The sequence below is a fragment of the Cellulomonas sp. NTE-D12 genome (assembly GCF_027923705.1).
Lineage (GTDB): Bacteria > Actinomycetota > Actinomycetes > Actinomycetales > Cellulomonadaceae > Cellulomonas.
On record NZ_AP026442.1, the window covers coordinates 2,166,909 to 2,180,726 of the forward strand.

Annotated in this window: 11 protein-coding genes and 1 rRNA gene; all 12 read right to left on the minus strand. The window is 71.2% G+C overall.

Annotated elements, in window-relative coordinates; all coding sequences use genetic code 11:
- Positions 1 to 186: 186 nt before the first annotated feature.
- Positions 187 to 1,704, minus strand: a 16S ribosomal RNA gene (locus QMF98_RS10010).
- A gap of 577 nt (positions 1,705 to 2,281) precedes the next feature.
- Entirely contained in the window at positions 2,282 to 3,547 is a 1,266-nt protein-coding gene (gene tyrS, locus QMF98_RS10015; RefSeq protein ID WP_337972922.1) for a tyrosine--tRNA ligase, read from the minus strand.
- 61 nt (positions 3,548 to 3,608) lie between these two features.
- Complete coding sequence (locus tag QMF98_RS10020) at positions 3,609 to 4,331, minus strand: DNA-3-methyladenine glycosylase (protein ID WP_490715603.1); 723 nt, start codon at positions 4,329 to 4,331, stop codon at positions 3,609 to 3,611.
- The gene (locus QMF98_RS10025; protein ID WP_337972923.1) at positions 4,328 to 4,882 is read right to left on the minus strand and encodes a uridine kinase family protein; all 555 of its coding nucleotides are present in this window, start codon (positions 4,880 to 4,882) and stop codon (positions 4,328 to 4,330) included. The genes QMF98_RS10020 and QMF98_RS10025 overlap by 4 nt, the downstream gene beginning before the upstream one ends.
- Before the next feature lie 32 nt (positions 4,883 to 4,914).
- Positions 4,915 to 6,357 (minus strand): argininosuccinate lyase, encoded by a 1,443-nt coding sequence (argH, locus tag QMF98_RS10030; RefSeq protein WP_337972924.1) that lies wholly within the window; start codon positions 6,355 to 6,357, stop codon positions 4,915 to 4,917.
- Between the two features lies 1 nt (position 6,358).
- The gene (gene argG / locus QMF98_RS10035; RefSeq protein WP_337972925.1) at positions 6,359 to 7,789 is read right to left on the minus strand and encodes an argininosuccinate synthase; all 1,431 of its coding nucleotides are present in this window, start codon (positions 7,787 to 7,789) and stop codon (positions 6,359 to 6,361) included.
- A complete protein-coding gene (locus QMF98_RS10040) occupies positions 7,786 to 8,331 on the minus strand; it encodes an arginine repressor (protein ID WP_337972926.1) in 546 nt (181 codons plus the stop codon). Before QMF98_RS10040 ends, argG begins: the two co-directional genes overlap by 4 nt.
- Positions 8,328 to 9,260: an ornithine carbamoyltransferase gene (gene argF / locus QMF98_RS10045; RefSeq protein ID WP_490715604.1), complete on the minus strand. Its 933-nt coding sequence runs from the start codon at positions 9,258 to 9,260 to the stop codon at positions 8,328 to 8,330. The genes QMF98_RS10040 and argF overlap by 4 nt, the downstream gene beginning before the upstream one ends.
- Positions 9,260 to 10,549 (minus strand): acetylornithine transaminase, encoded by a 1,290-nt coding sequence (locus QMF98_RS10050; protein ID WP_337972927.1) that lies wholly within the window; start codon positions 10,547 to 10,549, stop codon positions 9,260 to 9,262. The genes argF and QMF98_RS10050 overlap by 1 nt, the downstream gene beginning before the upstream one ends.
- A complete protein-coding gene (gene argB, locus QMF98_RS10055) occupies positions 10,546 to 11,520 on the minus strand; it encodes an acetylglutamate kinase (protein WP_337972928.1) in 975 nt (324 codons plus the stop codon). The genes QMF98_RS10050 and argB overlap by 4 nt, the downstream gene beginning before the upstream one ends.
- Positions 11,517 to 12,743 (minus strand): bifunctional glutamate N-acetyltransferase/amino-acid acetyltransferase ArgJ, encoded by a 1,227-nt coding sequence (gene argJ / locus QMF98_RS10060; RefSeq protein ID WP_337972929.1) that lies wholly within the window; start codon positions 12,741 to 12,743, stop codon positions 11,517 to 11,519. The genes argB and argJ overlap by 4 nt, the downstream gene beginning before the upstream one ends.
- Complete coding sequence (argC, locus tag QMF98_RS10065; protein ID WP_337972930.1) at positions 12,740 to 13,798, minus strand: N-acetyl-gamma-glutamyl-phosphate reductase; 1,059 nt, start codon at positions 13,796 to 13,798, stop codon at positions 12,740 to 12,742. Before argC ends, argJ begins: the two co-directional genes overlap by 4 nt.
- Positions 13,799 to 13,818: the final 20 nt, after the last annotated feature.

Below are 13,818 nucleotides of genomic sequence, written 5' to 3' on the forward strand. Positions count from 1 at the left end.
ACCCACCCGTTCCCACCCGCACCCACCGAAGCGAGCACGACGTACTAGGACGAACCAGAAGCGACAAACCGGCCGTAGTCGATGTTCCACCCGTGAGCTCCACCCCCGACACGTACGGCCAGGGCATGGGCCTGGACACCCAACCGCACCCATGACAGGCACGACCAGCTGCCAGATGCTCCTTAGAAAGGAGGTGATCCAGCCGCACCTTCCGGTACGGCTACCTTGTTACGACTTAGTCCTAATCGCCAGTCCCACCTTCGACGGCTCCCCCCCAAAGGTTGGGCCACCGGCTTCGGGTGTTACCGACTTTCATGACTTGACGGGCGGTGTGTACAAGGCCCGGGAACGTATTCACCGCAGCGTTGCTGATCTGCGATTACTAGCGACTCCGACTTCACGGGGTCGAGTTGCAGACCCCGATCCGAACTGAGACCGGCTTTTTGGGATTCGCTCCACCTTGCGGTATCGCAGCCCTTTGTACCGGCCATTGTAGCATGCGTGAAGCCCAAGACATAAGGGGCATGATGATTTGACGTCATCCCCACCTTCCTCCGAGTTGACCCCGGCAGTCTCCCATGAGTCCCCGGCATAACCCGCTGGCAACATGGGACGAGGGTTGCGCTCGTTGCGGGACTTAACCCAACATCTCACGACACGAGCTGACGACAACCATGCACCACCTGTACACCGACCTTACGGGGAGCACATCTCTGCACTTTTCCGGTGTATGTCAAGCCTTGGTAAGGTTCTTCGCGTTGCATCGAATTAATCCGCATGCTCCGCCGCTTGTGCGGGCCCCCGTCAATTTCTTTGAGTTTTAGCCTTGCGGCCGTACTCCCCAGGCGGGGCACTTAATGCGTTTGCTGCGGCACGGAATCCGTGGAATGGACCCCACACCTAGTGCCCAACGTTTACGGCATGGACTACCAGGGTATCTAATCCTGTTCGCTCCCCATGCTTTCGCTCCTCAGCGTCAGTTGCGGCCCAGTGACCTGCCTTCGCCATCGGTGTTCCTCCTGATATCTGCGCATTCCACCGCTACACCAGGAATTCCAGTCACCCCTACCGCACTCTAGTCTGCCCGTACCCACTGCAAGCCCCAGGTTGAGCCTGAGGATTTCACAGCAGACGCGACAAACCGCCTACGAGCTCTTTACGCCCAATAATTCCGGACAACGCTTGCGCCCTACGTATTACCGCGGCTGCTGGCACGTAGTTAGCCGGCGCTTCTTCTGCAGGTACCGTCACTTGCGCTTCTTCCCTGCTGAAAGCGGTTTACAACCCGAAGGCCGTCATCCCGCACGCGGCGTCGCTGCATCAGGCTTGCGCCCATTGTGCAATATTCCCCACTGCTGCCTCCCGTAGGAGTCTGGGCCGTGTCTCAGTCCCAGTGTGGCCGGTCGCCCTCTCAGGCCGGCTACCCGTCGTCGCCTTGGTAGGCCATCACCCCACCAACAAGCTGATAGGCCGCGAGCCCATCCCTGACCGAAAAACTTTCCAGGCGCCCAGATGCCCAGGCACCTCATATCCGGTATTAGCCACCGTTTCCGGTAGTTATCCCAGAGTCAGGGGCAGGTTACTCACGTGTTACTCACCCGTTCGCCACTGATCAGACCAGCAAGCTGGCCATCACCGTTCGACTTGCATGTGTTAAGCACGCCGCCAGCGTTCGTCCTGAGCCAGAATCAAACTCTCCGTCAATGTCCAACGCCACCCAACCACCCGAAGACAGTCAGGCAACAGACACAACAAAGAACAACACAGATCTGGCATCAAAAAGGAACCCACCACCCACGGGGTGGACGACAGGCTCCCATCAACACCAAGCCCACCACGACACAACATCGCAGCAGACAACTTGGCATCGACTACTTGGCACACTGTTGAGTTCTCAAAGAACAGACGCTCATCCCGTCAGACCCTTGCGGGCCGGACCCGGAGGCTATCTCATCCGTTGCTGGCCCTTTCGAGGCCGGCACCGGAGGTTATCCCATCCAGTCCTGCTCTCCGACCACCGGATCCAGGGCGCACTGAGCGCCTCGAACCAGTGAGTGGAGTTTTGCTCTCGGCGGGACCGACCACCGGGTGTTCCCTGGTGTTCGTTCCTCCCTGCCGGGGGCCTGGAAGACATTACGCGACCCGCAGCCCGGAGGCAAACGTGCAGGTCAGCGCGGTGGCGTAGGCGTCGGGGGCCCCCGGCGCTGCGATGCGGTCGTGCCGACCGTCGTCGCGCGACCAGGTTGGGTCGGCGCCGCGTAGTGCTCCGGCGCGCGGTCCCTCAGCTGCCGGCGTTGCGGACGACCGCGAGCGAGCGCTTGCCACGACGGAGAAGGGCGAAGCCGCCGGCGAGCACGTCCTCACCCTCCAGGACGGCGGCCTCGTCGGCGACCCGGCGGTTGTTGACGGACAGACCGCCCTCCGCGACCGCACGCCGCGCCTCGCTCTTGCTCTTGACGAGCCCCGCCGCGGCGAACAGGTCGACCACCAGGTCGCCGGGGGCGCCGTCGGTGCCGGGAAGCTCTGCCACCGCGGCTCGCAGGGTGGACTCGTCGAGCTCCGCGAGAGAGCCGCGGCCGAACAGGGCCTGGCTCGCGGCGACCACCTTGGCCGTCGCGTCGGCACCGTGGACGAGCGTGGTCACGTCGCCGGCCAGAGCTCGTTGGGCGTCGCGGGCGGCGGGCCGGGTGCGGACCGCCTCCTCGAGCTCGGCGATCTGCTCCCGCGTGCGGAAGGTGAACACCTTGAGGTGGTTGACGACGTCCGCGTCGTCCGAGTTGAGCCAGAACTGGTAGAAGGCGTACGGGCTGGTCAGCTCAGGGTCGAGCCACACGGTTCCCGACTCCGTCTTGCCGAACTTGGTGCCGTCGGCCTTGGTGATCAGGGGCGTGGTCAGGGCGTGGACCGGGTCACCGGTCACCTTGCGGACCAGCTCGACGCCGGACAGCAGGTTGCCCCACTGGTCGTTGCCGCCGGTCTGCAGGGTGACGCCGTGGCGGCGGTGCAGCTCGAGGAAGTCCATCCCCTGCAGGATCTGGTAGCTGAACTCGGTGAAGCTGATGCCCTGCTCGCTGGCGAGCCGGCGCGCCACGGTGTCCTTGGCGAGCATCGTCCCGAGGCGGTAGTGCTTGCCGACGTCGCGCAGGAACGCGATGGCGGACAGGTCGGCGGTCCAGTCGAGGTTGTTCACCATCGTCGCGGCCGCAGGTCCGTCGAAGCGGAGGAGCGGTGCGATCTGGCTGCGGATGCGTTCCACCCAGCCGGCGACGACCGACGGGTCGTTGAGGGTGCGCTCCCCCGTCATCTTCGGGTCGCCGATCAGGCCGGTCGCTCCACCGACGAGGGCGAACGGGCGGTGACCGGCGTCCTGCAGGCGTCGGATGGTGAGGATCTGCACCAGGTTGCCGATGTGCAGGCTCGGGGCTGTGGGGTCGAAGCCGCAGTAGACCGCGACGGGACCGGCGGCTAGCGCCGCGTCCAGCGCGTCGCGGTCGGTGGTCTGGGCGACGAGCCCACGCCAGGTCAGCTCGTCGAGGACGCTGGTCACATCTGTCTCCTTGCACACGGGCGCCGAACGGCGCCCGACGGACGGTTCGGGTGGCCGGTGGTCAGGCCGACGCCGTGGCCCCGGGCGGGGTCCTTGCCGACGTCGGCGACCGATAGGCCGGGCGGTAGGCGGACACGGTGGGCTCCCCCGTCAGCCAGAACCGCCACGGGTGCCGCGCGGCGTCCCCGCCGGCACCGGACACACCGACCCGTGCTCCCTGCCGGTGCGCGGGCGCCACTGCAGCCTCGCCGCGGCGCAGCACGATCGCGCCGTCGGGCTCGGTGACGTCCGCACCGTTCGCGTCCAGGTCGAGACCGAGGCACACGGCCAGCCGCGCCGGACCGCGGGCCAGCTGGCGCTCGTTGTCCACGACGCCGGCCGCCTCCCGTCGGCGCCACGCCAGCTCGCGTCCTGCCACCACCTCGCCTGCTCGGAGCAGCACCGCGGCAGGGCGACCGGTGGGCTCCGCCACGACGTTGAGGCAGTGGTGCAGCCCGAGGTGCCGGTAGACGTACAACCGACCCGGTTCGGCGAACATCGCGGCGTTGCGCTGGGTGCGGCCGCGGTGGGCGTGCGAACCAGGGTCGTCCTCGCCCCGGTAGGCCTCCACCTCTGTGATGCGCACGGTCACGTCGCCCTCCGGCGACCTGGCGGTGAGATGGGCTCCGAGCAGGTCGCGTGCGACCGTCAGCACGTCGCGGGCGAACCAGACCCGGGCCGGGCACGTCCCGAGGTCCGGATCCCCGGGGCGGGCCGGCTCCACGGCCTCCCGCTGGCTGGTCACCGGGTCATCCTGCCGCATCCGTCGAGCCGGACGTCGGCCCGTTCCGCGGTGCGCTCGTGCGCGAAGTGACGGGCCTCCCGTCGCATCCAGTCCTCCCAGTGGCCGCGCATCGCCGTCCCGTCGCGAGCCAGCCCGCGCGCGAGCCGCTCGGCCGGTGGCGCCTCCACCCACACGCGGAGGGTGGCGACGGCATCGACCTCGCGGCGGGCGGATCCACAACCTTCGAGCACGAGGACGGTGGCCACCGGCACCTCGACCCACTCCGCGAAGCGGTGCGCGATCCAGTCGTAGCGCTGGAAGCGCCCGGGTCGGCCGCGTCGCAGCGGCTCGAGCACCTGGGCGGCCAGCCGGGGCCACAAGGTGCCTTCCAGGCCGGACCAGCCCTCGTACAGGTCGTCCAGGTGCACCACGGTCACGGTCGTGCCCCGCGCCCGCAGGACGGCCGCCACGGCCGCCGCGGTGGTCGTCTTGCCCGACCCGGCGGGACCGTCGATGCAGAGCAGCCGCACAGGGCCGAGTCGCGCCGCGCCGGCGAGGACGTCGTCCGCCAACGCCCTCGCCGAGCTTGCGTCGTCCGCTGAGGTCAGCGTGCCCACGTCCGCGCGTCGTCGGCTGCGGCACGGGCGCGGACGCGCTGCTCCGCCACGCGGACCGGTGCCGTGCCTCCGTAGGACGCGCGCGAGGCCAGCGACCCCTCGACGGTGAGCACGGACCGGACGTCCGCCGTCAGGTGCGGGCTGATCGCCGCAAGGTCCGCGTCGGTCAGGTCCCACAGCTCGATCGCGGGGCTGCGGCTCTCGCACGCGCGCACGCACGCACCGGCGATCTCGTGCGCCTCGCGGAACGGCACGCCCGTCCGGACCAGCCACTCCGCGACGTCCGTCGCGAGCGAGAAGCCCTGCGGGGCGACCGCCGACATCCGCTCGGTGTCGAACCGGAGGGTGGCGACCATCCCGGCGAACGCGGGAAGCAGGACGGTCAGCTGGTCGACCTGGTCGAAGACCGGCTCCTTGTCCTCCTGCAGATCCCGGTTGTAGGCCAGCGGCAGGCCCTTGAGCGTGGTGAGCAGCCCCGTCAGGTCGCCCACCAGACGGCCGGCCTTGCCGCGCGCGAGCTCCGCGACGTCCGGGTTCTTCTTCTGCGGCATGATGCTCGACCCGGTGGAGTACGCGTCGTCCAGCTGCACGAACCCGAAGTCCTTGGTCGACCACAGGATGACGTCCTCGGCGATCCGGGAGAGGTCGACGGCGACCATCGCGGCGACGAACGCGAACTCGGCGACGACGTCCCGCGAGGCGGTGCCGTCGATTGAGTTCTCAACGGGCCCGGCGAAGCCGAGCTCGGCCGCGACGGCCGCAGGGTCGAGGCCCAGCGACGAGCCTGCGAGCGCGCCCGAGCCGTACGGGGACAGCGCGGCGCGCGCGTCCCAGTCCTGCCACCGCTGGACGTCGCGCAGCAGCGGCCAGGCGTGCGCCAGCAGGTGGTGCGCGAGCAGCACGGGCTGGGCGTGCTGCAGGTGGGTGCGGCCGGGCATGGGGGCGTCGCCGGCCGCCTCCGCCTGGCCGATGAGCGCGTCCACGACCTCGAGCACCAGAGCGGTGAGCACGCGAGCCTGGCGGCGCAGGTACATCCGCACCAGCGTGGCGATCTGGTCGTTGCGGCTGCGGCCGGCACGCAGCCGACCGCCGAGCTCGGCGCCCGCCCGCTCGATCAACCCACGCTCGAGAGCGCCGTGGACGTCCTCGTCGTCGGGCGCGGGTCCGAACGCGCCGGACTCCACGTCGGCGCGCAGCGCCTCCAGCGCGGCCACCATCCGGGCCGTGTCCTCGTCGGACAGCAGGCCGGCCTTGTGCAGCACGTGCGCGTGCGCCACCGACCCGGCGATGTCCTCGCCGGCCAGCCGCCAGTCGAACTGCGTCGACCTCGAGAGCGCGGCGAGGGCGTCCGCAGGCCCGGAGGCGAACCGTCCGCCCCACAGGGCCCCGGCGATCGTGGCGGATCGAGCGAACGGATCAGGAGCGGCCACGTCAGTCCGTCCCGACTTCCATCGCGGCGGCGTCCAGCGCCGCCTCCTCGTCGCCGACCACCGCCGGGTTCGTCGCGATGACGTCCGCGCCACCCGCGGGCAGCGCGCCGAACAGCGTGCCGTGCTCGACGAGCACCTGACCCTGGTCGACGGGCTGGCTCGCGTACAGCTCGAGCTTGGCGCGCGAGTCGGCGATGTCGAGGTTGCGCATCGTCAGCTGGCCGATCCGGTCGGTCGGCCCGAAGGCCGCGGACTCGGTGCGCTCCATCGACAGCCGCTCCGGGTGGTAGGAGAAGCCGGGCCCGTCGGTGCGCAGGATCGTGTAGTCCTCCCCGCGCCGCAGCCGCAACGTCACCTCGCCCGTGACCACCGAGGCGATCCACCGCTGGATCGACTCGCGCACCATGAGCGACTGCGGGTCCAGCCACCGGCCCTCGTAGAGCAGCCGGCCCAGCCGCCGACCCTCGTTGTGGTACGTGGCGACGGTGTCCTCGTTGTGGATCGCGTTGACGAGCCGCTCGTAGGCCGCGAACAGCAGCGCCATGCCGGGCGCCTCGTAGATGCCGCGCGACTTCGCCTCGATGATCCGGTTCTCGATCTGGTCGGACATGCCCAGGCCGTGCCGACCGCCGATCGCGTTCGCCTGCCGGACGAGCGCCACCGGGTCGCTGTACCGCACCCCGTCGATCGCCACCGGCCGGCCGCGCTCGAACGCGATCGTCACGTCCTCGGTCTCGATCGGCACCGCCGGGTCCCAGAACCGCACGCCCATGATCGGCTCGACCGTCTCGAGCGACACGTCGAGGTGCTCCAGCGTCTTGGCCTCGTGCGTGGCGCCCCAGATGTTCGCGTCCGTCGAGTACGCCTTCTCCGCGCTGTCGCGGTACGGCAGGTCGTGGTCGACGAGGAACTGGCTCATCTCCGCACGTCCGCCGAGCTCGGTGACGAAGTCCTGGTCCAGCCACGGCTTGTAGATCCGCAGGTTCGGGTTGGCGAGCAGCCCGTACCGGTAGAACCGCTCGATGTCGTTGCCCTTGAAGGTGGACCCGTCCCCCCAGATGTCGACGCCGTCGGACTGCATGGCGCGGACCAGCAGGGTGCCGGTGACGGCCCGGCCCAGCGGCGTCGTGTTGAAGTACGAGCGGCCGCCGCTCCTGATGTGGAAGGCGCCGCACGCGATGGCGGCCAGACCCTCCTCGACCAGCGCGGCCTTGCAGTCGACGGCGCGCGACAGCTCGGCGCCGTACGCCATGGCGCGGCCGGGCACCTGCTCGATCTCCGGCTCGTCGTACTGGCCGAGGTCCGCGGTGTAGGTGCACGGGATCGCGCCCTTGAACCGCATCCAGGCCACGGCCACCGAGGTGTCCAGGCCGCCGGAGAAGGCGATGCCCACCCGCTCGCCGACCGGAAGCTGCGTCAGAACCTTGCTCACATCACGTCCTTGTCTCGTGCGAAGTCTCGCGTGGAGTCACGCCCTGCCGCGAGGTCGAGGAACCGCTGGGCCACCGCCGCGCCGGTGTCCGACTCGGCGGCGATCACCAGGACGGTGTCGTCGCCTGCGATCGTGCCGAGCACGCCCGGCATGGTCGAGTGGTCGATCGCCGATGCGAGGAACTGCGCACCGCCGGGCGGCGTGCGCAGCACGACGAGGGGGCCGGACGCCTCTGCCGTGACGACGAGCTCGGCGGAGAGCCGAGCCAGCCGGGCGGCCAGGACCTCGGTGCTCTCGGCCTGCAGGGTCGCGCGGCCGCCGCCCTCGACCGGCACGGCGTAGACGAGGGTGCCCTGGTGGCGCACCTTCACGGCCTGCAGCTCGACCAGGTCGCGGGACAGGGTCGCCTGCGTCACCGTGACGCCCTCGGCGGCGAGCAGCTCGGCGAGCTCCACCTGGGAGTGGACCTGCTGCCGTGCCAGCAGCGCCGTGATCAGCGCCTGTCGAGCGGCCTTCGTCGACGGCACCGACGTGGTGGTCATGCGTGCCCCTGGAGCAGGTACGTCAGCAGCGCCTTCTGGGCGTGCAGCCTGTTCTCGGCCTCGTCCCACACCACCGACTGGGGCCCGTCGAGCACCTCCGCCGTGACCTCCTTGCCTCGGTAGGCCGGCAGGCAGTGCAGCACCAGCGCGTCGGGTGCGGCCAGGGCCAGCGTGGCGGCGTCGAGCTGGAAGGGGACGAACGGCAGCTGACGCTGCTGCGACTCGCCCTCCTGACCCATCGACACCCACGTGTCCGTGGCGACCACGTCGGCGCCGGCCACGGCCTCGGCACGGTCGTGCACCACGGTGACCGAACCGCCGGTGACCGCCGCGACCCCCTGCGCCGCGGCGAGCACCTCCGCGGCCGGCCCGTACTCCTGCGGTGTGCCGATCCGCACGTGCAGGCCCGCCGTCGCGCCGCCGAGCAGGTACGAGTGCGCCATGTTGTTCGAGCCGTCGCCGATGTACGTCAGCGTCCGCCCGGGCAGCTCCCCCACCCCGCCACGGTGCTGCGCGACCGTCAGGAGGTCGGCCAGCACCTGGCACGGGTGGAAGTCGTCCGTCAGCGCGTTCACTACCGGGACGCCCGCCTCGGCCGCCATCTCCTCGATCCGCGCCTGGGCGTGCGTGCGCCAGACGATGGCCGCGACCTGGCGGCCCAGCACCCGCGCGGTGTCCGCGATGGACTCACGAACGCCGATCTGTGCCAGGTTCCCGTCGACGACCACGGGGTAGCCGCCCAGCTCGGCGACGCCCGTGGTGAACGACACCTGCGTGCGCAGCGTCGGCTTGTCGAAGATCACGGCGACGGCCCGCGGTCCCTCGAGCGGCCGCCGCGCGAACCGGTCGGTGCGCAGCTCGAGGCCCAGCCGCAGGACCTCGGTCTGCTGGGCCGGCGTGAGGTCGTCGTCACGAAGGAAGTGCGCCATCAGCTGGCCTCCTGGCCCAGGTCGGCCGGCATGCCGGCGAGGAAGTCGACAAAGGTGCCGGCCTGCTCACGGGTGAGCACGTACGGCGGCGCGAGGCGCAGTGTGGTCGGCGTGCACGGGTTGACGATGAAGCCCGCCTCGAGCGCCCGTGCCGCGACGACGGCGGCGACGGGCGCCGTCAGCTCGACGGCGATCAGAAGACCCTCACCGCGCACGGTGCCGACCAGGGGGTTCCCGGTCGAGGCGAGGGCGGCACGCCACCACTCCCCCAGCTCGCGCACGTGGGCCAGCAGGCCGTCGCGTTCGATGACGCCCATGGTGGCGAGCGCAGCGGCCGCGGCCACCGGGTTGCCGCCGAAGGTCGTCCCGTGCTGGCCGCGGCCCAGGCACGCGGCGGCGTGCTCGCCGAACGCGATCAGCGCTCCGACCGGGAACCCGCCGCCGAGACCCTTGGCCACCGTCACGACGTCGGGCACGACGCCGCCGCCGATGTGCGGGTGCTGGAAGGCGAACCACCGGCCCGTCCGACCCATGCCGGACTGGACCTCGTCGAGCACCAGGAGAGCACCGTTCTGCTCGGTAAGCCGGCGCGCCAGTGCGAGGTAGCCCGGGGGGAGCGTCCGCACGCCCGCCTCTCCCTGCACCGGCTCCAGGAACAGCGCCGCGACCTTCTCGCCGTCCGTGGCGAACGCCGCCTCGAGCGCGTCCGAGTCGCCGAAGGGCAGGAACTCCACGCCCGGGGGCAGCGGCTCGAACGGCTCCCGGTAGGCCGCCTTGTGGGTCAGCGCCAGGGCACCCATCGAGCGCCCGTGGAAGGCGCCCTCGAGCGCGAGCAGCCGCGGGCGCGAGCCGGCGGAGTGCCGTCGGGTCAGCTTGACGGCCGCCTCGTTCGCCTCGGTCCCGGAGTTGGTGAAGAACACGCGCGAGCCGGCGGGCGCACCGGCTATCGCCAGGAGCCGCTCGGCGAGCGCCACCTGCGTGGGGCTGGCGAAGAAGTTGGAGACGTGGCCGAGCGTGCCGAGCTGCGCACTGATCGCCGCGGTGAGCGTCGGGTGCGCGTGGCCGAGGGCGTTCACGGCGATGCCGCCGAGGAGGTCGAGGTACCGACGACCGTCCGCGTCCCAGACCCATGCGCCCTCGCCCCGCACCAGCACGCGCTGCGGCGGTCCGAACGTGTCCATCACGGCGTGGGTGTACCGATCTGTCCACTCCGCGACGGAGCCGCCCTCGGTGGCGGTGGGCAGCGCGTCGTCGCCGGCGCCGACCGCCACGTGCCGTGCGGCGGTCATGCCAGCACCACCGGCACGGGCGCGGTGGCCGGTGCCTCCGGCAGCTCCTCGTCCGGCAGCACCATGGTGCCGACGCCGTCGGAGGTGAACACCTCGACCAGGATCGAGTGCGGCTGCCGGCCGTCGATGACGTGCGCGCGCCCGACGCCGCCGCGGACCGCCCGCCAGCAGGCCTCCATCTTCGGCCGCATCCCCGAGTCCAGCCGCGGCAGCAGCGCCTCCAGGGTGCTCGCGCGGATGCGCCGGACCAGGGAGCTGCGGTCCGGCCAGTCGGTGTACAGGCCCTCGACGTCGGTGAGGATGACGAGCTTGCGGGCGCCGAGGGCGATCGCGAGCGCGGCGGCGGCCGTGTCGGCGTTCACGTTGAGCACCTGGGTGGGGTCCTCGATGTCCGGTGCGACGGTGGACACGACGGGGATCCGCCCGGCGTCGAGCAGGTCGAGCACCGCGCCGGGGTTGACCTGCACGACGTCGCCGACCAGACCGACGTCGATCTCTTCGCCGTCCAGCACGACGTTGCGCCGCCGGGCCTGCAGCAGCCCGCCGTCCTCCCCCGAGAGACCGACCGCGTGCGGCCCGTGGGCGTTCAGCAGGCCGACGAGCTCGCGGGACACCTGGCCCGTGAGCACCATGCGGACGACGTCCATGGCCTCCGGCGTGGTGACGCGCAGGCCGCCGCGGAACTCGCTGGCGATGTCCAGCCGCTCGAGCATCGCGTTGATCTGCGGCCCTCCGCCGTGCACGACGACGGGCCGCAGGCCCACCTGCCGCAGGAACACCATGTCCGCGGCGAAGGCGCGCTTGAGCTCGTCGTCCACCATCGCGTTGCCGCCGTACTTGACGACGACGAGCGCGCCGCTGAACTTGCGCAGCCACGGCAGCGCCTGGATCAGCACCTCGGCCTTCTGGTCGGGGCGCAGGTCGGTGCGCGTGTCGAAGACGGCGTCCTCGGGGAGCGGGGTCGGGTTCATGTGGTGTACGCGCTGTTCTCATGGACGTAGCCGTGGGTCAGGTCGTTGGTCCACACCGTCGCGTCGGCCGTGCCGGCGTGCAGGTCGATCTCGATGTGGACCTCGCGGTTCGAGGCGAGGTCGACGCCGGCGCGGTCGGCCCAGGCGCCGCCGGCGCGGCACACCTGCACCCCGTTGACCGTCACGTCGACCTGGTCCGGGGCGAACGGCGCGACGGACTCCGGCACCGTGCCGATCTGCGCCAGCACGCGTCCCCAGTTGGGGTCGTTGCCGAAGACGGCGGTCTTCACCAGGTTCGACCGCGTGACCGCGCGTCCGACGGCCACCGCGGCCGCCTCGGACGACGCGCCGACGACGTGCACGGCAAGGTCGTGGCTTGCGCCCTCCGCATCGGCCACGAGCTGCCGGGCCAGCGAGGCGGACACCTGCCGCACGGCGTCGGCGAACTGGACGTAGTCCGGCAGGACGCCGGAGGCACCCGATGCGAGCAGCACCACCGTGTCGGACGTCGACATGCAGCCGTCGGAGTCCACCCGGTCGAAGGTGCTCCGGGTCGCACCCTGGAGGGCGGTGCGCAGGCCGCCCGCGTCGACCTGGGCGTCGGTGGTGAGCACCACGAGCATCGTGGCGAGGGCCGGAGCGAGCATGCCCGCGCCCTTGGCCATGCCCCCGACGGTCCACGTGCCGTCCGGCGTCTCGACCGAGACGTGCGCCGTCTTGGCCACCGTGTCCGTGGTCATGATCGCCGTGGCCGCCGCGAGGCCGCCGTCGGTCGACAACGCCGCAGCCGCCGTGTCGACCCCGGCGAGCAGCGCGTCGATCGGGACGGGCTGGCCGATCACACCCGTCGACGCCACCACGACGTCGCCGGACGAGATTCCGAGCACGTCGCCCACCTTCTCGGCGGTCTCGTGCACGTGCACGAAACCCTCGGGACCGGTGCACACGTTCGCCGAGCCGGAGTTGAGCACGACGGCCGACACGACACCGTCGCTGACGACCTGCCGCGACCACACCACGGGGTGCCCCACCACGCGGTTGGTGGTGAACACCCCGGCGCCGACCTGCGCCGGCCCGTCGTTCACCACCAGGGCGAGGTCAGGCCGGCCGGAGGGCTTGAGCCCGGCGACCACGCCCGACGCGCGGAACCCGGCGGGCGCCGTCACGCCGGGTGAGGTGCCCGGGCTGGTGCCGACCAGGGCGTCGGCGAGATGGTCCGTCACGGTGCCACTCCGTCCAGAGGGAGGCCGAGGACCTCGGGCAGGCCGAGGGCCAGGTTCAACGACTGCAGCGCACCACCGGCGGTGCCCTTGACCAGGTTGTCGATCGCCGTGACGGTGACGACACGTCCCGCAGCGGCGTCGAGCGCCACCTGCACCTCGGCGGTGTTCGACCCGACGACGGAGGCGGTGGTCGGCCAGCGGCCAGGCGGCAGCAGCCGGACGAAGGGCTCGTCGGCGTACGCCGCCTCCCACGCAGCCCGCAGCGCGGCGTCGTCGACCCCGGGCGCGATGCGGGCCGTCGTGGTCGCGAGGATGCCACGAGACATCGGCACGAGCACCGGCGTGAAGGACAGCGACACGGCGGCGGCCCCGGCCGAGCGCAGGTTCTGCGCGATCTCGGGGATGTGCCGGTGCGTACCCGCCACCGAGTAGGGCGCGGCCGCGCCGAGCGCCTCGGCGGCGAGCAGGTGCGGGCGCAGCGCCTTCCCGGCACCCGAGTAGCCGACGGCGAGCACCGCGACCACGTCCTGCGGGTCGACCAGCCCGGCGGCCACACCGGGCTGGAGGCCGAGCGTCACCGCCGTGACGTTGCAGCCGGGCACGGCGATGCGGCGCGCGCCGGCCAGCGCGGTCCGCTGCGTGTCGGCGTGCTCCGCGCGGATCAGCTCCGGCAGGCCGTAGGGCCACGTGCCGGCGTGCGGGCTCCCGTAGAAGGCCTCCCAGTCGGCGGCGTCGACCAGCCGGTGGTCGGCACCGAGGTCGACCAGCACGGCATCGGAGCCCAGCGCCTCCAGCTCGGCGGCGATCTGGCCGCTCGCACCGTGCGGCAGGGCCAGGACGACGACGTCGTGACCGGCGAGCGCCTCCACGGAGGTCGGCTCGAGCACACGGTCGGCGAGCGCGTGCAGGTGGGGGTGGTGCTCAGCGAGCACGCTGCCGGCGTTGTTGTGCGCCGTCAGGGTGCCGATCCGGGCCTCGGGGTGGGCGAGCAGCAGCCGCAGCATCTCGCCGCCTGCGTACCCGCTCGCGCCGGCGACGGCGACGGTGAAGGACATGTGCATGAACATACACCAGA